Here is a 19,779-nt window from a genome sequence, read left to right on the forward strand (position 1 = left end):
GGTCAGCTTTCCTGCGCGGTGGCTTCATGGTCAAGGTGCGAATGGTTGATCCGGGTCAGCCGCGCGACAACATCGATCAGCAACGGCAGGTTCCGCGCAACTGGCACCAGTGCGGCGGCAATGCCCCGCCGTTCGGCAAGCCGGCGAATCAGGCTCGCGACCCCGATTGGCCTCGCAAGATCGTGGGCGAGCCATTGCTGGAAGGGAATCGCGGCCATGACTCCGCCTGCACCATAGGCCCGCGCGGCGCGGATGCCGCTGGCGATGGCGATGCCCATGCCTTCGCCGGCGAGCGACGGAATCACGCCGGCCTGGTCGCCGAGCCGGAACAGGCCGGCCGCCCCTTCCCGGACACGCCAGCCATACGGAACATTGGCGACGGCATCGATCGTTTGGCCGGCTCGGCGCCACATGAGTCGCTCGCCCAGCCGGGGCGATTCCGCCGCAAGCGAATCGAGCAGGCGTTCGGGATCGCCCGATTCGGCGAGGCGTGAACGGTGGACCGCCATGCAGCAATTGGCGCTGCCGTCTTCCTGCAGGACCACGCCCATATAGCCGCGATCGAACAGGTGGAGCTCGATTCGCGTGCCGACCAACCGGTCGAGTGCCGGTGCTGGAGCAAGACGGAGGCGAAGACCGAGGGTGGGGTCGTCGCCCCGCGCCTCTGCCGGGCGGGCAAGGCCGCGGACATCGTGCTTGCCGCTCGCCAGGAACAGGGCGTCGGTCTCGATCGCGCCGCCATCCTGCAGGCGGGCAGTGGTGTCGTCGATTGCCTTGACCGTCACGCCGCGCTCGATCGCCGCGCCGGCGCGCACGGCCCGGTCGAGCAGCAGCGAATCGAGATGACGCCGCGACACGCCGATCGCCGGACGGGGCAAGGGCGCCTCTGCCATGCGGGTGCCGGCGAACAGCCGGACATGAGTGACCTGCGCCGGACCGAGCGCCTCGGGCTCGACGCCCAGACTGCGCAGCGCTTCGAGCGTACGCCAGCTGAGGAAGCCGCCGCACAGCGCGTCGCCGGTCTCGCGGCTGCGTTCGACCAGCAGATGCGGGGCCCCGGCGCGGGCAAGCAGGATCGCCGCGCTCGCGCCCGCCGGCCCGCCGCCGACGATCAGCGCAGGCGTTCGACGCACAGCCTGAAGGGGAAGGCGCGGTAGATGCGGCCCTCGACCCCGGCCTCGGCGAGGATCGGCGGCCATTCCGCCGGCCGGTAGGATCGCGCGATCGACAGCGTGCCATCGAGCCGCACGATGCGGTGCCAGCCCGCGATCCGCGCGAGGATCGGGAAGCCCCAATGGGCAAAGCCGTGGCGGTGGAGATCGTTGACCAGCCAGCCGCGCCGCGACTCGGTATCCATGAAGCGTAAAAAGGCGACCAGCTGGGCGTGAGTCATGTGATGCGCGACCAAGCTCGAGACGACGAAGTCCCAATCGCCGCGCGCGAACTCGGCATAGTCGCCAGTGATATAGCGGATGCCCAGATCGGCGGGCGTATGCGCGGTTGCGGCAAGCTCGCTGCGCGGGTTGAGGTCGACCCCGACCAGTTCGGCGGCGAGCCCACGCTTCTTCGCCCAGCGCGCGATCCGGCGCAGCATGTCGCCGTCGCCGAATCCGACATCGAGCAGGCGGAAAGACGTCATGCCCTTGGTCGCCCGCTCGAGGAAATCGAGCGTCGGGCGCCCCGCCATCGTCACGACATTGACGGTGGCGAGGTCACCGACCACCTCGGCATAGGTCGCCGCGTCGAGATCGTCGGCGTCCATCAACTCCTCGGCGATGGCGCGGATCCTGAGGTTCATCCCACACTCCTGAAGCCGAAGCCTTCAGCGGCGAGGCCGGGGCCGAAGGCGAGCGCGACACCGTCTCTCACCGGCGGCCCGGCGAGCAGCCGCGCGAGCACGAACATCAGCGTTGCCGAGGACATATTGCCATTGGCGGCCAACACGCTGCGCGAGGCCGCCAGCGCTTCCGGCGCCAGGCCAAGGCTGTGCTCGACCGCATCGAGGATCGAGCGCCCGCCGGCATGCACCGCCCAGCCGTCGATCTCGCCCGGCGCGCGTCCGCCGGTCGCGGCCGAGGCGAAAGTGGGGTCGGCCAGGCCTGCGGCGATTCGGCCCGGCACTTCGCCCGACAAGTGCATCGCGAACCCGCTGTCGGTCACGTCCCAGCGGATCAGCTCCTGCGAATCGGGCAGGGTCGTGGCAAAGGGCTGGCCGATGGCGAAGCCTTTCGGTTCAGCGGTGACCATCGCCGCGGCGGCGCCGTCGCCGAATTGCAGCATCGCCAGCAGCGGCTCGACCTCGCTTTCCGCCTGAAGGTGGAGCGTCGATAGCTCGACGCACAGCACGAGCACCCGCGCCTCAGGCTCGGAGCGGACGATATGACGCGCGGTCCGGAGCGCTGCCACCGCCGCATAACAGCCCATGAACCCGATCAGCAGCCGCTCGATCGAGGGATGCAGGCCGATCTGCCGCGCGATGATCTGATCGACGCCCGGCGCGACGAAGCCGGTACAGCTCGCCACGACGAAATGGGTGACGCCAGTGATCGGCACCTGCGCCGCGAGCGCCTTGATCGCGGCGATGCCGAGTTTCGGCGCTTCCTTGGCGTAGAGCCGCATACGCGCGGCGGTACCGGGCAGGTGCGGCTTGGCGTAGAAGCCCTCGGCCGACACCGGGGATCCGCCGTCATTGGTGCGCCTCAATACCGACCAGCGATGTTCGATGCCCGATCGGCCCGCCATGCGCGCGAACAGCTTTGCGGCGCGCTCGTCCTCGATACGGGCCTGCGCCCAGGCGATGAAGGCGTGATGGATGTCGTGATCGGGAACGGCGGTGCCGATCGCATTCAGATAGGCGGCGACTTCGGGCAAAGCGGGCTTTCGGCGGGCGCGACGGAATCGCGCGTTCAGTTGCAGAACGCCACTGTAGCGTGGACGATCCGTTGGTACCAAAGCTTTGCGTGAAGGTTCTACCGGCGGGCGAATCAGGCCGTGCGCACGAGGGGACGGGCGCTGCCCGTCCGGTCCCGGCGATCAGGGAAGCATATCCCTGAAAAAGAAAGTGGTGCGGCCGAGAAGACTCGAACTTCCACGGGCTTTCGCCCACAACGACCTCAACGTTGCGCGTCTACCAGTTCCGCCACGGCCGCACGTGAAACACCGCCGGACAAGCCCCGGCAGCTGGTAGGGGAGCGCCCCTAGCAAGGCATTGCGGCATTGGCAACTGCTCTATCCGCGTCGCTGATCCATCGCTAGCAGGGCGCGATGCGCGGTATCGCTCCTTCCTATCCGATCGGAGACGAAACGCGGCGAATCCTGGGACTCGCCTGGCCGGTGATGCTGACCAGCCTCAACTGGACCATCCTGCACGTCACTGATGTGGTGGTGGTAGGGCTGGTCGGTACCGAGGAGGTCGCTGCGTTGGGCGCAAGCCGCTCGCTGACGTTCGTCGCGATCGTGGCCGGTCTCGCCGCCCTGTCGGGCGTGCTGGTTCATGCTTCGCGGGCTGACGGCGCGGGCGATCTCAAGCGTACCGGGGCTGTGCTGCGCGAAGGCCTGTTGCTCGCCCTGTTGCTGGGCAGCGCAGCGGGACTGGCGCTGCTGCTCTTCGCGGGGCCGATGCTCGCCGGCATGGGCGTGGCGGAGGCACTCGTCCCACGGTCGGCGCGCGTCGTGCAGGTGATGGCGCTGTGCTTTCCGTTCCAGCTGATCATCGTGGCGGCCAGCTTCTTCCTGGAAGGCGTCAGCCGCCCGCGCCGGGTGACGACGGTCAATCTCGCGATCCTGCCGCTCAACGCAGTGCTCGCCTGGGCGCTGTCGGGTGGCCATCTCGGGTTGCCGGCGCTTGGCGCCGTGGGCGCGGCGGCGGCGACAGCGATCGCTTCGGCGATCGGTGCCTTCGGGATGATCGGCGCGGCCTGGACGCTGCCGCGGGCAACGCTTCGCGGTGTGCACGACCTGTCGCTTGCGGCATGGCGAAGCGTGCCCGCCGGCGCGGCGCGGCTGGCGGCATTCGGCGTCGTGCCGGCGATCGCCTCGGGACTTGAACTGGCCGGCTTCTCGATCCTGATCGCGCTCTCCACCCGCCTCGGCGACGCGGCGGCGCATGCCTTCCAGATCGTTTTCGCGATCCACAACGTCACTTTCTCGGTAGCGCTCGGGCTGGGATCGGCGGCGGGTGTGCGTGTCGGCAACGCGGTCGGGGAAGGCGTGCCGCAACAGGCCTTTCCCCGCACGCTGATCGCCGCGTCGATCGCGGCGTCGCTCACCGGGCTGCTCGCCCTGTTGTTGGTGATAGGCGCGGCCGGAGTCGTCGCGCTGTTCCCGGCGACGGGCGAGGTGCATCTGCTCGCGCTGGCGATGGTGCCGTTATGGGCACCCTTCATCCTGTTCGACGGTGTGCAGGTGGTGTTCGTCTATGCCCTGCGCTCGCTCGGCGACCAGGTGGTGGCCGGCGGCAACAGCATCATCGCCTTCTTCCTGGTGACGGGCGGGGCGGGCTGGTGGCTGATCCATATCGGGTGGGGGCTGACCGGGCTGGTCTACGCCTCGGGCATCGGCATGGTCGCGGCCGCCTTGCTCCATGGCAGCCGCTTCGCCCTGGTCAGTTGGCGGATTCGCCGGAAAAGCTCAGCACCAGCTGTTTCGAATTGACCGGCACGTCGAGCTTCGCGCTGTTGAACTCGACGCTGCCGTGCGGCGCCAGCGACATCTTCTCCGGGCGGATCGTCCAGCTATAGACCAGCCGGTTCTGCGCATCCTTCAGCTCGACACGGATATCGGGGACAGGCTGGCGCTGGTCGGTCGGGTTTACCACCTTGCCGCTGATCGCGAACATCTCGCTGCCATTGGCCAGGTCGCGCCGGTCGATCGGGTTGTTGAGGATCTTGAGCGGTGTCGCCGCCGCCCCGATCGGCAGGCCGAACTGCTTGGCGAGGCCTGGCGCGCCGGAATAAAGGATGGCGGCAGCGCCAACCAGCATGGCGAAACCGGCTGCAAAGGCCGCCATGGTCCAGCGCCTTGCCGGGTTGCGGCGGGGTCGGAAGGGCGGCTGGTGCGCGAAGGCATCATAGTCGGGCGCCGTGCCGGGTGGTGCGATCTCGACATCGGGCGGTGAAGGAGGCGCCGGGGTCGGGGCGGGGCGCGGCGATGCCGTGCCGCCGGCTTCCGCCCGGGCGACCAGATCGAGCACCTGACCCGGCTGGAACCAGCTGTGCTTGCAGCTGGCGCACCGCACGGTCCGTCCATCGGCCCCGATCGCCGAATCGGGCACGAGGTAGCGGGTCCGGCATTGAGTGCATTCGAGGATCATCTTGGGCCGCTTCCGGCGCCGCGGACCACGCTGCGCCTGTCCCGAATCTAAGCACGCACCGGCGGCTTGTGGCAAGTCTTTCGGGACAAGGCCCTAATGCCCGCGCTTGTGGCGCGCGCCCTGAACGTGCGATGGCGGGGATGGGGCATCAGTAATGAAGCGAGCGTTGCGCCGGTAATGGCGAATATCGTCCAGTTCGAGAATGTGGGGCTGCGCTACGGCACGGGCCAGGAGACGTTGTCCGACGTCAGCTTCACGCTGTCGACTGGCTCCTTCTATTTTCTCACCGGAGCGAGCGGCGCGGGCAAGACGTCCTTGCTGAAGCTGCTCTATCTTTCGCAGCGGCCGACCCGCGGGATGATCCGGCTGTTCGGCGAGGATGCGGTGACCCTGCCGCGCAAGCGGCTCCCGGGGTTCCGGCGACGGATCGGGGTGGTGTTTCAGGACTTCCGGCTCGTCCCGCATCTTTCCGCCTATGACAATATCGCGCTGCCCCTGCGCGTCTCCGGCGTGCCGGAAAGCGACGTCGAGGCGCCGGTGCGCGAGATGCTCGCCTGGGTCGGCCTGTCGGACCGGGTCCAGGCCAAGCCGCCGACGCTTTCGGGCGGCGAACAGCAGCGCGTGGCGATCGCCCGCGCCGTGATCGGCCGGCCCGAAATCCTCGTCGCTGACGAGCCGACCGGCAATGTCGATCCCGACATGGCGGAACGATTGCTCCATCTGTTCGACTCGCTCAACCGGCTGGGCACCACGGTCGTCGTCGCGACGCATGATTTCCATCTGCTCGGGCGCATCCCCAATGCGCATATGATGCGGCTCGACAAAGGGCGGCTGCTCGACCCTACGGGATCGCTGCGTTTCCCGCCGCCGGAGTCCGAATGAGCATCCGGCTGATCACCTCCGCGGCCGATCGCCGCCTGCTCGACGAGAGCCGGGGCACGCGCGCGATGATGTGGATCATGGCGATCATGCTGTTCCTGACGGTGTTGGCGGCCGCGCTGGGGCTCGGCACGCTGAGCGCTGCGACTTTGCTCGACCGGCAATTGGCGGGGCGGCTGACGGTGCAGATCGTCGAACCGGCCGATCGCGCCCGCGAAGACCAGACGGCCAGGGCGCTGGCCGCGCTGCGCGGCTTGCCGGAGGTGTCGCGCGCCGAGGAGGTGAACCGTGTCGAGCTCGCCAAGTTGCTCGGTCCCTGGCTCGGGCCCGACGGCGCCGATCCCGATCTGCCGGTGCCGGCGATGATCGATGTCGATCTCGGTATCGCCAACGACGCGGCAGTCGCCCGGGTGACGAGCGCCGTACGGGCGGTCGCGCCGGCGGCACGGGTCGACCGGCATGAAAGCTGGATGTCGCCGGTCAGCAATTTCATGAACATGGTCACCTGGCTCGCCGCCGGGCTGGTCGCGCTGATGGCGGCCGCCACCGGGGCCGTCGTCATCCTGGCGGCGCGCGCCGGGCTCGAGACTCACCGCGACACGATCGAGGTGCTCCACATGCTCGGCTCGACCGACATCCAGGTCGCGCGGCTGTTTCAGCGGCGCATCGCGCTTGATACCTTGTTCGGCGGAGCGTTGGGCACGCTGGTCGCGGCCGGGATGGTGGTCCTGGTCGGGCTGCAGCTCGCGACCCTGGGGTCGGACTTGCTCGGCGGATTGCAGCTGTCGACGCGCGACTGGATCCTGCTTTCCATGCTCCCGCTCGCCTTCGCCCTGCTCGCAACCTATGCGGCGCGGCTCGCGGTGCTGGGCGCGCTGAGGCGAATCCTGTGATCGTGCGGACCCTTGGCGTGCTGGCGCTGCTTTGGGCGGCTGGCTTCGCGCTGTTCCTGCTCGCCATGCCCAAGCCGCTGGAGAATGCGACAACCGACGCGATCGTGGTGCCGACCGGCGGCGCGGGACGGATCGACCGCGGCATCCTGCTGCTCAAGGCGCATGCCGCGAAGCGCATGCTGGTGACCGGCGTCGCGCCCGAGGTGCGGCCGGTCGAACTGGCGCACGAATATCGCGAGGCGCCTTCGCTGTTCGCCTGCTGCATCGATCTGGGCCGCGAGGCGGTCGATACGCGCTCCAACGCGGAGGAGACGGCCGACTGGGTGAAGCGGCATCAGTATAAGTCGGTGCGATTGGTCACCTCGGACTGGCATCTCGCCCGCGCACGGCTGGAACTGACCAACGCGCTCGACGGCGATGTCGAAGTGCTGGGCGATGGCGTGCCGAGCAAGCCGCGCTTCGGCCTGCTGGTTGCCGAATATAACAAGCTGTTGCTGCGCCGCGTGGCACTCTGGCTGGGGATCGGCGCATGATCTGGGCTCGGACGATCCTGTTCATGATCGTCTTTTACGGCATTTCGGTCCCGATCGTGCTGCTCACACCGGTCACGGCGCTGTTCGGCCGCAAGGCGCTGATCGTTCACACTCATTTCTGGACGAAGTTCCACGGCTGGGCGACCGAGCATATCCTGGGTATCCATCGCCGGGTGGAAGGCAATCTGTTCGCCCCCGGCCCGGTGATCTACGCCGCCAAGCATCAGGCGATGTACGAGACGCTGGAGCTCGGCCGGCTGCTGCGTACCCCGGCGATCGTGATGAAGCAGGAACTTGCCTCGATTCCGGTCTGGGGCTGGGCGGCACGACGCTATGGCGTCATCGTCGTCGATCGCGAGGCTTCGGCCGGCGCGCTGCGGCGAATGGTGCGCGAGGGGCAGGCGGAGCTGGCGCTCGGGCGCTCGATCCTGATCTTTCCGGAGGGTACCCGGGTGCCGCCGGGCGAGCAGCCGCCGCTGCGCGCGGGTTTTGCCGGCCTCTACCAGATGCTCAAGATCCCGGTGATCCCGGTTGCGATCGACAGCGGCAAGGTGTGGCCGAAGCACGGCCCCAAGCTTCCCGGTGTCGTGACCTTCCGCTTTGGTGAGCCGATTCCGCCCGGCCTGCCCCGCGCCGAGGCCGAGCGCCGGGTACACGAGGCGATCAACGCGCTCGACAGATAGGATCAGTCGTGGGTGCGGCCGAAGTCCGGGGCCGGATCGTCCTGACCCTGTTCGATGATGTTGCGGCGGATCGCCCGGGTCCTGGTGAACAGGTCGAACAATTCGTCGCCCTTGCCCCAGCGGATCGCGCGCTGCAGCGCTGACAGATCTTCCGAGAAGCGCTGGAGCATGTCGAGTACTGCCTCGCGATTGGCGAGGAACACATCGCGCCACATGGTCGGGTCGGACGCGGCGATGCGGGTGAAGTCGCGGAAACCGCCGGCCGAATATTTGATCACCTCGCTGCGCGTGACCTCCTCCATGTCGGAGGCAGTACCGACGATGGTGTAGGCGATCAGGTGCGGCAGATGGCTGGTGATGGCGAGCACGCGGTCGTGATGGCCGGGCTCCATCGTCTCTACCTCTGCACCCAACCGGCGCCAGAACTCGCTGACGCGTTCGATTGCGACTGGATCGGCGCCTTCGGGTGGCGTCACGATGCACCAGCGCTTGTGGAACAGGGTGGCGAAACCCGCTTCGGGGCCACTATGTTCGGTGCCGGCGACGGGATGCGCCGGGATCACCGTCGCGCCGGGCAGCGCTTCGGCCAGCGCGCGCACCACGTCCTCCTTGCATGACCCGACATCGCTGACGACCGCATCGGCCGGCAGATCGGCGGCGATCTGCGCCCCGACCGCGCCCATCGCGCCCACCGGCACGCACAGGATGACGAGATCGGCGTCGATCGCCGATGCGCCGGCGGTATCGGTGACGTCATCGAACAGCTGGAGCTGGTCGGCGATCGCGCGTACCTCGGCATCGGCATCATAGCCGGTCAGCCGCACCGTCGGCATCTGGGCGCGGACGGCCCGCGCGATCGAGGAGCCGATCAGGCCGATGCCGATGATGGTGACGCGGGCAAAGGGAAGCATGGCCGTCCGCATGGCTCATGGACCCAGTTAAGGCAAGGTGGGGTTAAGGCAGGCTGGCGCTCTGCAATACTCCTGCTAGGAAATGCGAAAGCAGGGGAAAGCTGGATGCGGGGCAGTTCGACTTTCTGGGGAGCGCTGGAATCGGCGCGCCGGATGAACCTGGCGGCGGCGGGAGAAAAGCCGCCGGTCGAAGGATCGCCGGGGCTGAGCCGTCGTGCGCTGCTCAAGGCGATCGGCGCGGCCGGCCTCGTGGCCGCCGTGCCGCGTCCGCTCCGCGCCGCGCCGATTCACGGCCCCGTCGCGATCATCGGCGGTGGCATCGCCGGGCTGACCGCTTTGTGGCACCTCACCCAGGCCGGGATCGACGCGCGCATTTATGAGGCGCGGCCGCGACTCGGTGGGCGCATGTTCACACACCGGCCGGCGGATGGCGTGCCGATGGAGATCGGCGGCCAGCTGGTCAACACTGACCATGATGACATGCACAAGCTGGCGAAGGCATTCGATATCGGTCTGGTCGACCGTAAGGGCGAAGCGCACCGTACGGTCGTGCTCGCCAATGGCGCCATATTGTCGACCGCCGCGCTGGCCGAGGCGCTGCGCCCGATCGCGGCGCAGATCGCGCTGGATTCGGATCGTCTCGACAAGGCCTATGAACGAACGGCGCGGGAACTCGATCGGCTGTCGATCAGCGCTTATCTCGACAAGCATGCCGACAAGCTGCCCCAGCCCTGGGTACGTCAGTTGATGGAGGCGACCAGCCGCACCGAATATGGCGTGGAGCCCGGCCAGGCCTCGGCGATCGAACTGGTATTCAACCTGCCCACGGTCGATGGTGAGCGAGTCGATGTGCTCAGCCATAGCGACGAGCGCTATCTGATCGACGGCGGCAGCGGCGCGCTAATCGCGGCCATGCAGGCGAAGCTCGGTGACCGGATCGAAACCGGCAAGCGGCTGTTGCGGCTCGACGCGTACGGCGCTGGCGCGCGCCTGACCTTTCTCGACGGCACGTCAGTGACGGCGGGGGCGGTGATCGTCGCAGTACCGGCACCGCTGATGCGCCAGATCGATTTCCGGGTGCCGCTGCCGCCCTTGTGGCGCCGCTTCATTGCGGAGGTCGACCTCGGCTATAACGAGAAGGTTCAAGCCGTCATGACGTCGCGCCCCTGGGAGGGGCCGATGGGGCGTGGCGGCGAATTGTGGCAGACCGACGCCTCGGCCGGGGCTGCGCTGGGCTGGGACGGTGGTATTCGTCCGGCGACCGACGCCGGCAGCGTCTGGACATGGTTCCTCGGCGGCGATGAGGTCACCGCGGCCGATACAATGGACGCGAACCAGCTCGCGCGCCGCTTCGCGGCCATGGCGGAGGGCGGCGTGCCGGGCTTCGGCGCGGCGATGAGTGGTGTCGTGCGGCGCACCGGCTGGCACCGCGATCCGCTGACGCTCGGCGCCTATGTCAATTTCCGGCCGGGCCAGCTCACCCGTTTTGGTGAGCTGATCTGGGTCGAGGGCGAAAGCGGGCCGAAGCACCGCGCACTTGCCGGGCGGCTCCAGTTCGCCGGCGAGCATCTGTCGGATGCCTATCCGGGTTATATGAACGGTGGCGCGCAGACTGGCAGGATGGCGGCCGAGGCGATCATGGCCGCGCGCCACGCTTGAACGCCAGCGCTTGAATGCCAAAGCTTGAACGGGCGCGCGTCGCGGCCTAACGCCGCGTCAATGTCGGACGATGCGCGTTTTGGGCTGGATCGCCATGTCACCCTGCCCGGGCCGCTTCGGCTCGATGGCGGCGCGCTCCTGTCGCCGGTCGATATCGCCTATGAAACCTATGGCACACTCGCGCCGGACGGCGGCAACGCGATCCTGATCTGCCACGCGCTGACCGGCGACCAGAATGTGGCGAGCAACCATCCGATCACCGGCAAGCCCGGCTGGTGGACCCGGCTCGTCGGGCCCGGCAAGCCGGTCGATCCCGATCGTCATTTCATCATCTGCAGCAATGTGATCGGCGGCTGCACCGGCTCCTCGGGTCCGGCGACGGTCAATCCGGCAACCGGCAAGCCCTGGGGCATGAGCTTTCCCGTCATCACCATCCGCGACATGGTGCGGGCGCAGTCGATGCTGCTCGATCATCTCGGCGTCGAACGGCTTGCGGCGGTGATCGGCGGGTCGATGGGCGGCATGCAGGCGCTGAGCTGGTCTGCGACTTTTCCGGACCGGGTCAGGGCAGCGCTCGTCATCGCGTCGGCGGCGCGGCACACGGCGCAGAACATCGCCTTTCACGAGGTCGGTCGCCAGGCAGTGATGGCCGATCCGAACTGGCGGGGCGGCGACTATTACGAAACGGGCGATCCCCCCGCGGCGGGCCTCGCCGTCGCGCGCATGGCGGCGCACATCACCTATCTATCGGAAGCGGGGCTCACCGAGAAGTTCGGCCGCCGCCTGCAGACGCGCAGCGCCAAGAGCTTCGGCTTCGACGCGGATTTCCAGGTGGAAAGCTATCTGCGCCACCAGGGGATCAGCTTCGTCGATCGGTTCGACGCCAACTCCTATCTCTATATCACGCGCGCCACCGACTATTTCGACCTGGCGGAGGAACATGGCGGGCAGCTCGCCAACGCTTTCCGCGCGAGCAAGGCACGCTTCTGTCTGATCAGCTTCGACACTGACTGGCTCTACCCGACATCGGAATCGCGCGCGATCGTCCATGCGCTCAACGCGGCGGGCGCGGCGGTCAGCTTCGTCGAGCTCAACAGCCCGTTTGGGCACGACGCTTTCCTGCTCGATTCGCCCGGCATGAACCGCGTGATCGATGGTTTCCTGAGGGCGGGCGCATGACCTTCCGCCTGACGACCGATCGCGCCGAGATGCAGGCCGACGTGATCCATGCCTATCTCGTACGGAGCTATTGGTCGGCCGGCATCCCGCGCGAGGTTGTGGAGCGGGCGATCCGGGGCTCCACCTGTATCGGCGCGTTTGACCGCGATGTGCAGATCGGTTTTGCGCGTGTCGTTACCGACAGCGCTACCTTTGCCTATCTCGCCGATGTCTATGTGCTCGAATCGCATCGCGGCCAGGGCATTGCCCGCGCGATGGTGGCGGCGTTGCAGGCGCTGCCCGAGCTCCAGGGGTTGCGGCGCTGGATTCTCGGCACGCGCGATGCGCACGGCGTGTACGAAGCGCTGGGCTGGGAGCGGGTGACCGATACGACGCTGTTCATGCAGCGCTATTTCCCCGATGTGTATGGGGCCGCCACATGAGTGGGCGACTATGGCCACCAGCGCCTGAGACAATCGCCTTCTGGCGACTGAGTTGGCTCGGTAGCAGGGAGTCGGATCCGTCGATCATCTGGTACGAAGTCACTCCGGATGGTGCCGTGACGCGCTCGATCGAGATTTTAGACAATGGGGTGATGAAGGCTGACGCTCTGGCCAACTATCCCGACGGCACTACCGAATTTGGCTTCGGGACACTTATCGGTGACAGTTTCTATGCGCTCGACTGGCATTGGCCGAATGCAGATGTTTCAGAAAAGATAGTCGTTCTGCCTGCTACTGAAGCGGAGTTTGCAGCGATTTGGGCTATCTCGGCCACATGAGCCTGCGCCCCGATCTTGCCGTCATTGCCGACAATGTCGCGCCGGGCAGCCGAATCCTCGATGTCGGCTGCGGCGACGGTGCGCTGATGGCGGCGCTGCGCGATGCCAGGGGCGTCGACGCGCGCGGTCTCGAGCTCGATGCGGGCAATGTCGCCGCTGCGGTCTCGCGCGGCTTGTCGGTGATCCAGGGTGATGCGGATTCGGATCTGGCGGACTATCCCGAAGCCAGCTTCGACTATGCCATCCTCAGCCAGACGCTGCAGACGACGCGGCGGCCGGATGTCGTGCTCGATCATCTGCTGCGGATCGGCCAGCGTGCTTTCGTGTCCTTCCCCAACTTTGCGCATTGGCGCGGACGCACATCGCTGATGTGGGGCGGCCGGATGCCGGTGACCCGCCTTTTGCCCGAGCAATGGTACGATACGCCCAACATCCACCACGTGACGATCGACGATTTCCGCGGCTTTGTGAAAGAACGCGGCATCACGGTCGAGGGTGCGTGGTTCCTGTCCGGCGACAAGCGCACGACCTCGGCTGCGGCCAATTTCTTTGCCGAACATGCGGTGTTCCTGCTGAGGAATTGATGTCGATCAGGAACTCTTCGGTCCCTTCGCGTGTTTGCGGCAGGAACCTTCAGAGGAATCCATGGCGACTACCGCTCTCATTGTCGAAGACGAGATTTTCGTGGCGCTCGATCTCGAGCGGATCCTGACCGACGCCGGCTATCATGTGAAGGCGATCGCGGCGGATCGTCTCGGCGCGATCGAGGCTGCCGATGATTGCCATTTCGCGCTGGTCGATGTGAATCTGCGCGACGGCCCGACCGGGCCGGATCTCGCTGCGACGCTCGCCCGCGATTATGGCGTGAAGGTGATCTTCGTCACGGCGAACCCCGCGCAGATCGGCGCCGCCAAAGGCGCGCTCGGCTATATCCGCAAGCCTTTTTCCGAAGCCGCCATCCTGGCGGCGGCGGCGATGGCCAGCGCTGGCACCCCGCATGGCGCTGCTGCCAATGACGATCTGGTATTGCTGGATCGCGAGATCAGCGGCGGCTGAACGCGCGCTCCGGCACGTCGATCGTCACGACCAGCCCTTCCGGCAGCCAGTCGCGGGTTATGCTGCCGCCGAGCTGCCGCACCGCGCTCATCTCCATCAACTGCGATCCGAAGCCCTTCATCGCCTCGGGTGACGTCACCGGCGGTCCGCCGGTTTCCGTCCAGCGCAGCGTGATGCCACTATCCATGGCGGCGATATCGAGCGTGATCCGGCCGGCGTCATTGACCAGTGCGCCATATTTGGTCGCGTTGGTGGCAAGCTCATGGAACAGCAGGGCGAGCGGGGTCGCCGACCGGTCATCTATCTCCACATCGTTGCCCGTGATCGCGATTCGCTCCAGGCCCGTTGACTGATAGGGACGGAAAAGCTCGCCCAGCAGGCCGTGCAGGCTGTTCTGCGATACCGCCGGGCGGGAGTTCGCGCTGTGCGGGCGAACGAAATCATGCGCGCGGCCAAGCGCGGTGATCCGCTCGCGCAGATCCTCGGCGATGCCGGCCAGCTCGGGCTTGCTGCGCGCGGCGAATCCGACCAGCCCGGCGATCACCGCGAAGATATTCTTGATGCGGTGGCTCAGCTCCTGCGCGATGACTTCGCGCTCCTCGCTCGCCTCTTTCTGCTCATGGATATCGGTGCAGGTGCCGAACCAGCGAACGATCGCGCCGGCTTCATCGCGCAGCGGCAGCGCGCGGCCCAGGGTCCAGCGATAATCGCCGTCGGCCCGGCGCAGGCGATATTCGATCTGATAGGGATCGCCCGTCGCGAGCGAGCGACGCCAGGTTTCCCAGGCGCGCGGCTGGTCCTCGGGGTGGAACATGCCGTTCCACTCCTCGCCGTCGGTCGATCCTTCCGGCACGCCGGTGAACTCGTACCAGCGCGCATTGTAATAATCGTGATAGCCGTCGGGCAGGGTCGACCACACCATCTGCGGCATCGCATCGGCGAGCACGCGGAAGCGGTTATGGCTTTCGTTGAGCGCGCGGTGGGTGGCGTTTTCGGTCGCACGCCATGCGGCGGCATCGCGGCTGTCGCGGAGCCGGGCCATCACCGCTTCGGCCAGGGCGGTGAGTCCCTGGTGCTGCAATGGCGTCAATCCGTCGCGCGGCACGGTGTCGATCACGCACAGCGAGCCGAGCGGCACGCCGTCGTCCGAGACGAGCGGAGCGCCGGCGTAGAATCGGATATTGGGGTCGCCGGTGACCAGCGCATTGTCGGCGAAGCGCAGGTCCCGGGTCGCGTCGGGCACGACCATGATCTCGGTTCCGCGCATCGCGAACGCACAGAAGCTCGTCTCGCGCGGTGTTTCGGTCGTCTCGAGCCCGGTACGGGCGAGGAAGGTCTGGCGGCGTTCCTCGACCAGGCTGACCAGCGCAATCGGCGCATCGCACAAAGCCGCGACGAAGGCGGTGATCTGGCTCAGCCCGTCATGGTCGCGCAGCGATTCGATATCGTGCGCGGCCAAAGCCTCGGCACGCGCCGCCTCGTCGATCAGCCAGCCGGACGGGGCGGCCGATCTCGCCGGGGAAGTCTCGTTCATGAAGGGATGAACGCGCGAAACGGTCAGAAGGGCACGTCGTCGTCGAGATCGTCCGCAAAGCTGCTGCTGCCGCGATTGGCCGGAGCGCCGCCGCCACGGCTCGCGCCGCCGCCAAAGCCGCCGGAGGATCCGCCGCCGAAATCGTCATTGCCGCCGAAATCGTCGCGCTGGGCACCGCCGCCACCCCCGCTACCGCCGCCCGAGCCGCCGCCGGGGCCGTCGAGCATCGTCAGCACCGAGTTGAAGCCCTGCAGCACGATCTCGGTCGAATATTTGTCCTGACCCTGCGCGTCCTGCCATTTGCGGGTCTGCAGCGCGCCTTCGATATAGACCTTGCTGCCCTTGCGCAGATAGCGCTCGGCGACGTTCGCGAGACCTTCGTTGAAGATCGCGACCGAATGCCATTCGGTCTTTTCCTTGCGTTCGCCGGTGTTCTTGTCCTTCCAGGTGTCCGACGTGGCGATACGCAGGTTCACCACCTTGCCGCCATTCTGGAAGGATCGGCTCTCGGGGTCGCGCCCCAGATTGCCGACGATGATGACCTTGTTGACGCTGCCCGCCATATTGATTCTTCCTACAAACCGAGTCCGATAGCGGCCCAGTATGTAGCGCCCGCGGCGACGTATGCCAGCGCGAACAGGTATCCGACCATGAACAGGGGCCATTTCCACCCATTGGTCTCGCGCCGCGTGACCGCGATGGTCGAAATGCACTGCGGCGCGAAGACGAACCACATCAGGAACGCGAGTGCCGTCGGCAGGCTCCAGCGGCCGCGCAGGCGATCCGCCAGCTTGGTCTCGCCCGCCACATCCTCGGGATTGTCGATCGAATAGACCGTCGCGATCGCGCCGACCGCTGCCTCGCGCGCGGCCATCGCCGGCAGCAGGGCGAGCGCGATGTCGTGATTGAAGCCGATCGGCTTGACCACCACTTCGATGCCCGAGGCGATTCGCCCGGCGATCGAATATTCACTCTGTTTCTGTCCTGCCGGCGCCACCGGATAGCTCGCCAGCGCCCAGAGCAGCACGACCGTCAGCGCGATCGTCGTGCCGGCGCGCTTGAGGAAGATGAGCGCACGGCTCCACAGGCCGATCAGCACGTCGCCCAGCCGCGGCCATTGATATTTCGGCATCTCCATCATGAAGCCTGAGGAGGCGCCCTTGGTCACCGTCCGCCGCAGGACGAGCGCAGCGACGAACGCCCCGACGATGCCGAGCACATACAGGCCGAACATCACCAGCCCCTGCAGCCCGACCAGCGGCAGCACCCTTGTATTGGGGATCAGCGCGCCGATCACCAGCGTATAGACCGGCAACCGCGCCGAGCAGGTCATCAGCGGCGCGATCAGGATCGTGGTCAGCCGGTCCTTCTCGTCGTCGATCGTGCGCGTCGCCATGATGCCGGGCACCGCGCAGGCGAAGCTCGACAGCAGCGGAATGAAGGCGCGGCCCGACAGGCCGACATGCGCCATCAGCCGGTCCATCAGGAAGGCCGCGCGGACCATATAGCCCGATGCCTCGAGCACCAGGATGAAGGTGAACAGGATCAGGATCTGCGGCAGGAACACCACTACCGCGCCGACGCCCGCGATCAGCCCGTCGACGATCAGCGAACGCAGAAATCCAGCCGGTAATTCGCTGCTCGCGAGGGTGGAGAGCCAGGCCATGCCCGATTCGATCCAGCCGATCGGTGCCTCGGACCAGGCGAACACCGACTGGAACATCACGAACAACAGGCCGAGCAGCAGGATCGGCCCCACGACCGGATGCAGCGCGATCGCATCGAGCGCATGGCCCCAGCGCCGCGTCGGCGTCTCGGAAATGGTCGACGCCACCGCGATCGTGCGGGCGCGGCGCTGCAGGGTGACGATATCCTCCTGCACGCTGCCGTCGCTGGCACGCAGCTGCTTGGCGGCGCCATGGACGAGGATATCGCCCAGCCGCGCCTTGAGGTCCTCCAGCCCACGCCGCCGGACCGCGACGGTCGGCACCACCGGCACGCCAAGCTCGCGCGACAGCCGCTCGGGATCGAGGATCAGCCCGTCGCGCTCGGCCAGGTCGAACATGTTGAGCGCGACCACCACCGGCAGCCCCAGCGCGATGAGCTGCAGCGTGAAGCGCAGATGATTGTCGAGATTGGCGGCATCGACCACCACGACCAGCGCGTCGGGCAGCCGCTCGCCCTCCTGGGTGCCGGTCACCACGTCGCGCGTGACCCGTTCGTCGGGGCTCGAGGGTTCGAGACTATAGGCGCCGGGCAGATCGACCAGCTCGACCGGGCGGCCATCGGGCAGCGCCAGACGCCCCGAATGCCGCTCCACCGTCACGCCGGGGTAATTGCCGACCTTCTGGCGCGCGCCGGTCAGCGCGTTGAACAGCGCGCTCTTGCCGGCATTCGGATTGCCGACCAGCGCCACCAGCGGCGCGGCGTTCACTTGGTGCCCAATCTAGCCGGCGATGGGGGAAACATGGATCGCGCCCGCCACGGCACGGCGGAGCGCAACGGTCATGCGGCCGATGCGGCAGGCGATCGGGCCCTTGCCCAAAGTTGCGCGGTGCAACACTTCGACCCCGACGCCCTCGTCGAAGCCAAGCTCGCGCAGGCGTCGCGCTTCCGGCACGCTCAACTCGGTCCAGGCGATTCCGGCGACCGTCGCGCGCTGGCGATGGGGTAGCGATTCGAGGCTGAGAGGCGTTTGCACCAGTTCGCAATAAGGCCGTTGCGATTGATTATCAATAACCGTCGCGCGAATTAGCGCATACCGATGTCACACCACCGGATAGCGTAGCCGTCCGATGAAGCGCGACAGACTCGGCATATGCTCGGTGCGCGCCAGGAAGCCCGATTTGGCCTTTTCGAATCGCATGATCCCCTCGATCCGCCGGGCGAGAAAGGCGCGGGTATCGGCCCAATTCTCGCTCTCGTCGTCGAGGAACACGGTGATCGTCGCGGCATAGACGCCCGCCAGGATCGTGCGCTTGGTGTAATGATTATAGTCGGTCGCCGTGTCGCCCGCCGCGCGCCACATCAGGTCGGCCGCGCGCCAGCCGAGTGTCGCGCCGCGCACGAGATTCTGCGGCATGGCAAGGATCGCCAATGCGCGGCGCAACGCTTCGCGATTCGGCGCGGCCTCGGCAAGGCGCGCCTCGACCAGCGCGGTGATCTTCGCGCGAATCTTCATCGTGGCGAGGCGTTCGGGCGGCAGCGCGGCGGCCATCGCCGTGTCGATCGCGGCGAACCAGGCATCGATCATGTCGACCGCGCCGCCGGGAAAGGCGACCTTGGCGATATCGCGGTCAACCCCGGCCGACTCGGCCGCGGCATCGCGCGCCCTATCGTTCCAGCCGTCGAACGCGGCATTGGCCGCGATCAGCGGTGCCAGCGCCGCGCGCACCTCGTCGAGCGTCGGGTCCTCGGGCAGGGCAGCCATCATGCGTCTCCTCGCCTCCTATCTAGACCCGGTCTCTGCCGGTGCAAGCGGCGCGGGCCTGTCGCGCACCAGCACCAGCGCGACCGCGACGAGCACTGCCCCCACCAGGTCGGGCAGGCCGAGCCGCTCATTATACACGATCAGCCCGACCGAGGCGGCGACCACCGGCTGCACGAGCAGCGCGATTCCGACCACCAGCGGCGACAGCTTGCCGAGCGCATAGATCAACAGGCCCTGCCCGATCACCTGGCTGACCAGCGCCAGCGCGATCAGCGGCGCCCAATTGTGCGGCCAGATGCGCTCGCCCATCAGGATCGCGAGCAGCAGCAGCGGCAGGATGCTGGCGCCGGTCGCCAGGCCAAGCGCCGGCAGCGAATCCATCCGCTCGCGGATACGCAGCATGAAGATGAAATAGAAAGTGTAGAGCAGCCCCGCGATCAGGCAGAGCAGGTCGCCGACCAGATTTTTCGGATCGAGCTGATAGGACCGGCCCATCAGCAGCGCCGCGCCGATCGTCGCCAGCGCAAGCGCGATACCCTGCAGCCTGGTCGGCAGCGCCCGCGCGGCAAGGAAGCCATAGACCGGGAAGAACAACGTCGCCGAATTGCCGAACAAGGTCGCATTGGCCAGCGTCGTCTGCAGGATGCCGATATGCCAGGCGCCGAGATCGGCGGCGAAGCAGACCCCCGCCAGGCCGAACAAGATCCACATGCCCCGCCCGAGCCGCGTCGGCCGCCAGCCCCCGACCATCGCCGCGGCGAGCAGGATCGGCGTCGCCAGCGCGATTCGCCAGAAGGCGGACGCGACCGGCCCGGTATCCGCCATCCGCACGAACCAGGAGCCGAAAGCGAGCATGACGTTCGCCGCGATCAGCGCGATAAAGGCGATTCGCGGAGAGCCGAGGCTTTGCGACAGGACAGTTTTTCTTGGAGATGCGGGCTGGTGCATGCG

At 67.2% G+C, this 19,779-nt stretch carries 22 protein-coding genes and 1 tRNA gene; 11 read left to right on the forward strand and 12 right to left on the reverse strand.

Going from position 1 to position 19,779, the window contains the following annotated elements; all coding sequences use genetic code 11:
* Positions 1 to 2 precede the first annotated feature (2 nt).
* The 4 genes from WC729_RS21340 to WC729_RS21355 all read right to left on the reverse strand — a co-directional run bounded on the left by WC729_RS21340 (position 3) and on the right by WC729_RS21355 (position 3,149).
* On the reverse strand, positions 3 to 1,133 hold the full coding sequence (locus WC729_RS21340) for an NAD(P)/FAD-dependent oxidoreductase (protein ID WP_372856438.1): 1,131 nt from the start codon (positions 1,131 to 1,133) through the stop codon (positions 3 to 5).
* Positions 1,112 to 1,798 (reverse strand): methyltransferase domain-containing protein, encoded by a 687-nt coding sequence (locus WC729_RS21345; protein ID WP_372856439.1) that lies wholly within the window; start codon positions 1,796 to 1,798, stop codon positions 1,112 to 1,114. The genes WC729_RS21340 and WC729_RS21345 overlap by 22 nt, the downstream gene beginning before the upstream one ends.
* Entirely contained in the window at positions 1,795 to 2,871 is a 1,077-nt protein-coding gene (locus WC729_RS21350) for a type III polyketide synthase (RefSeq protein WP_372856440.1), read from the reverse strand. The genes WC729_RS21345 and WC729_RS21350 overlap by 4 nt, the downstream gene beginning before the upstream one ends.
* Positions 2,872 to 3,062: 191 nt before the next feature.
* Positions 3,063 to 3,149: transfer RNA gene (locus WC729_RS21355), tRNA-Leu, on the reverse strand.
* A 115-nt stretch (positions 3,150 to 3,264) separates the two neighbouring features.
* Here WC729_RS21355 and WC729_RS21360 point away from each other — a divergent pair.
* On the forward strand, positions 3,265 to 4,653 hold the full coding sequence (locus WC729_RS21360) for an MATE family efflux transporter (RefSeq protein WP_372856441.1): 1,389 nt from the start codon (positions 3,265 to 3,267) through the stop codon (positions 4,651 to 4,653).
* Here the strand turns inward: WC729_RS21360 and WC729_RS21365 are convergent.
* Entirely contained in the window at positions 4,604 to 5,311 is a 708-nt protein-coding gene (locus WC729_RS21365) for an MJ0042-type zinc finger domain-containing protein (protein WP_372856442.1), read from the reverse strand. The two genes, WC729_RS21360 and WC729_RS21365, sit on opposite strands and share 50 nt — an antisense overlap.
* Before the next feature lie 177 nt (positions 5,312 to 5,488).
* Between WC729_RS21365 and ftsE the strand changes: the two genes are divergently transcribed.
* The 4 genes from ftsE to WC729_RS21385 are packed head-to-tail and all read left to right on the forward strand — an operon-like array spanning position 5,489 to position 8,299.
* A complete protein-coding gene (ftsE, locus tag WC729_RS21370; RefSeq protein ID WP_372856443.1) occupies positions 5,489 to 6,193 on the forward strand; it encodes a cell division ATP-binding protein FtsE in 705 nt (234 codons plus the stop codon).
* A complete protein-coding gene (locus WC729_RS21375) occupies positions 6,190 to 7,083 on the forward strand; it encodes a cell division protein FtsX (RefSeq protein WP_372856444.1) in 894 nt (297 codons plus the stop codon). Before ftsE ends, WC729_RS21375 begins: the two co-directional genes overlap by 4 nt.
* Positions 7,080 to 7,616: a YdcF family protein gene (locus WC729_RS21380; RefSeq protein ID WP_372856445.1), complete on the forward strand. Its 537-nt coding sequence runs from the start codon at positions 7,080 to 7,082 to the stop codon at positions 7,614 to 7,616. The genes WC729_RS21375 and WC729_RS21380 overlap by 4 nt, the downstream gene beginning before the upstream one ends.
* Positions 7,613 to 8,299: a lysophospholipid acyltransferase family protein gene (locus WC729_RS21385; protein WP_372856446.1), complete on the forward strand. Its 687-nt coding sequence runs from the start codon at positions 7,613 to 7,615 to the stop codon at positions 8,297 to 8,299. Before WC729_RS21380 ends, WC729_RS21385 begins: the two co-directional genes overlap by 4 nt.
* 2 nt (positions 8,300 to 8,301) lie before the next feature.
* Here the strand turns inward: WC729_RS21385 and WC729_RS21390 are convergent, their stop codons facing one another.
* Positions 8,302 to 9,210, reverse strand: coding sequence for a prephenate/arogenate dehydrogenase family protein (locus tag WC729_RS21390; RefSeq protein ID WP_372856447.1), 909 nt, complete (start codon positions 9,208 to 9,210; stop codon positions 8,302 to 8,304).
* Between the two features lie 105 nt (positions 9,211 to 9,315).
* On the opposite strand from WC729_RS21390, the gene WC729_RS21395 reads away from it, so the two are divergent.
* The 6 genes from WC729_RS21395 to WC729_RS21420 all read left to right on the forward strand — a co-directional run bounded on the left by WC729_RS21395 (position 9,316) and on the right by WC729_RS21420 (position 13,864).
* Positions 9,316 to 10,869, forward strand: coding sequence for an FAD-dependent oxidoreductase (locus WC729_RS21395; protein WP_372856448.1), 1,554 nt, complete (start codon positions 9,316 to 9,318; stop codon positions 10,867 to 10,869).
* Positions 10,870 to 10,929: 60 nt separating this feature from the next.
* Positions 10,930 to 12,048: a homoserine O-acetyltransferase gene (locus tag WC729_RS21400; protein WP_372856449.1), complete on the forward strand. Its 1,119-nt coding sequence runs from the start codon at positions 10,930 to 10,932 to the stop codon at positions 12,046 to 12,048.
* Entirely contained in the window at positions 12,045 to 12,470 is a 426-nt protein-coding gene (locus tag WC729_RS21405; protein WP_372856450.1) for a GNAT family N-acetyltransferase, read from the forward strand. The genes WC729_RS21400 and WC729_RS21405 overlap by 4 nt, the downstream gene beginning before the upstream one ends.
* A gap of 116 nt (positions 12,471 to 12,586) precedes the next feature.
* Positions 12,587 to 12,808 carry a hypothetical protein gene (locus tag WC729_RS21410; RefSeq protein ID WP_372856451.1) on the forward strand — a complete coding sequence of 74 codons (222 nt, stop codon included), beginning with the start codon at positions 12,587 to 12,589 and terminating at the stop codon, positions 12,806 to 12,808.
* The gene (gene metW, locus WC729_RS21415; RefSeq protein ID WP_372856452.1) at positions 12,805 to 13,392 is read left to right on the forward strand and encodes a methionine biosynthesis protein MetW; all 588 of its coding nucleotides are present in this window, start codon (positions 12,805 to 12,807) and stop codon (positions 13,390 to 13,392) included. The genes WC729_RS21410 and metW overlap by 4 nt, the downstream gene beginning before the upstream one ends.
* A gap of 61 nt (positions 13,393 to 13,453) precedes the next feature.
* Complete coding sequence (locus WC729_RS21420) at positions 13,454 to 13,864, forward strand: response regulator (RefSeq protein ID WP_372856453.1); 411 nt, start codon at positions 13,454 to 13,456, stop codon at positions 13,862 to 13,864.
* Here WC729_RS21420 and WC729_RS21425 read toward each other — a convergent pair.
* The 6 genes from WC729_RS21425 to WC729_RS21450 all read right to left on the reverse strand — a co-directional run bounded on the left by WC729_RS21425 (position 13,851) and on the right by WC729_RS21450 (position 19,776).
* On the reverse strand, positions 13,851 to 15,398 hold the full coding sequence (locus WC729_RS21425; protein WP_372856454.1) for a PAS domain-containing protein: 1,548 nt from the start codon (positions 15,396 to 15,398) through the stop codon (positions 13,851 to 13,853). The genes WC729_RS21420 and WC729_RS21425 overlap by 14 nt on opposite strands.
* 23 nt (positions 15,399 to 15,421) lie before the next feature.
* A complete protein-coding gene (gene ssb / locus WC729_RS21430) occupies positions 15,422 to 15,961 on the reverse strand; it encodes a single-stranded DNA-binding protein (protein WP_372856455.1) in 540 nt (179 codons plus the stop codon).
* Between the two features lie 11 nt (positions 15,962 to 15,972).
* Positions 15,973 to 17,832 (reverse strand): ferrous iron transporter B, encoded by a 1,860-nt coding sequence (locus WC729_RS21435; RefSeq protein ID WP_372856456.1) that lies wholly within the window; start codon positions 17,830 to 17,832, stop codon positions 15,973 to 15,975.
* A 12-nt stretch (positions 17,833 to 17,844) separates the two neighbouring features.
* Positions 17,845 to 18,099 carry a ferrous iron transport protein A gene (locus WC729_RS21440; protein ID WP_372856457.1) on the reverse strand — a complete coding sequence of 85 codons (255 nt, stop codon included), beginning with the start codon at positions 18,097 to 18,099 and terminating at the stop codon, positions 17,845 to 17,847.
* 66 nt (positions 18,100 to 18,165) lie between these two features.
* On the reverse strand, positions 18,166 to 18,831 hold the full coding sequence (locus WC729_RS21445) for a COQ9 family protein (protein ID WP_372856458.1): 666 nt from the start codon (positions 18,829 to 18,831) through the stop codon (positions 18,166 to 18,168).
* A gap of 15 nt (positions 18,832 to 18,846) precedes the next feature.
* Positions 18,847 to 19,776: a DMT family transporter gene (locus WC729_RS21450; RefSeq protein ID WP_372856459.1), complete on the reverse strand. Its 930-nt coding sequence runs from the start codon at positions 19,774 to 19,776 to the stop codon at positions 18,847 to 18,849.
* Positions 19,777 to 19,779: the final 3 nt, after the last annotated feature.

Source organism: Sphingomonas sp., assembly GCF_041661825.1.
GTDB lineage: Bacteria > Pseudomonadota > Alphaproteobacteria > Sphingomonadales > Sphingomonadaceae > Sphingomonas.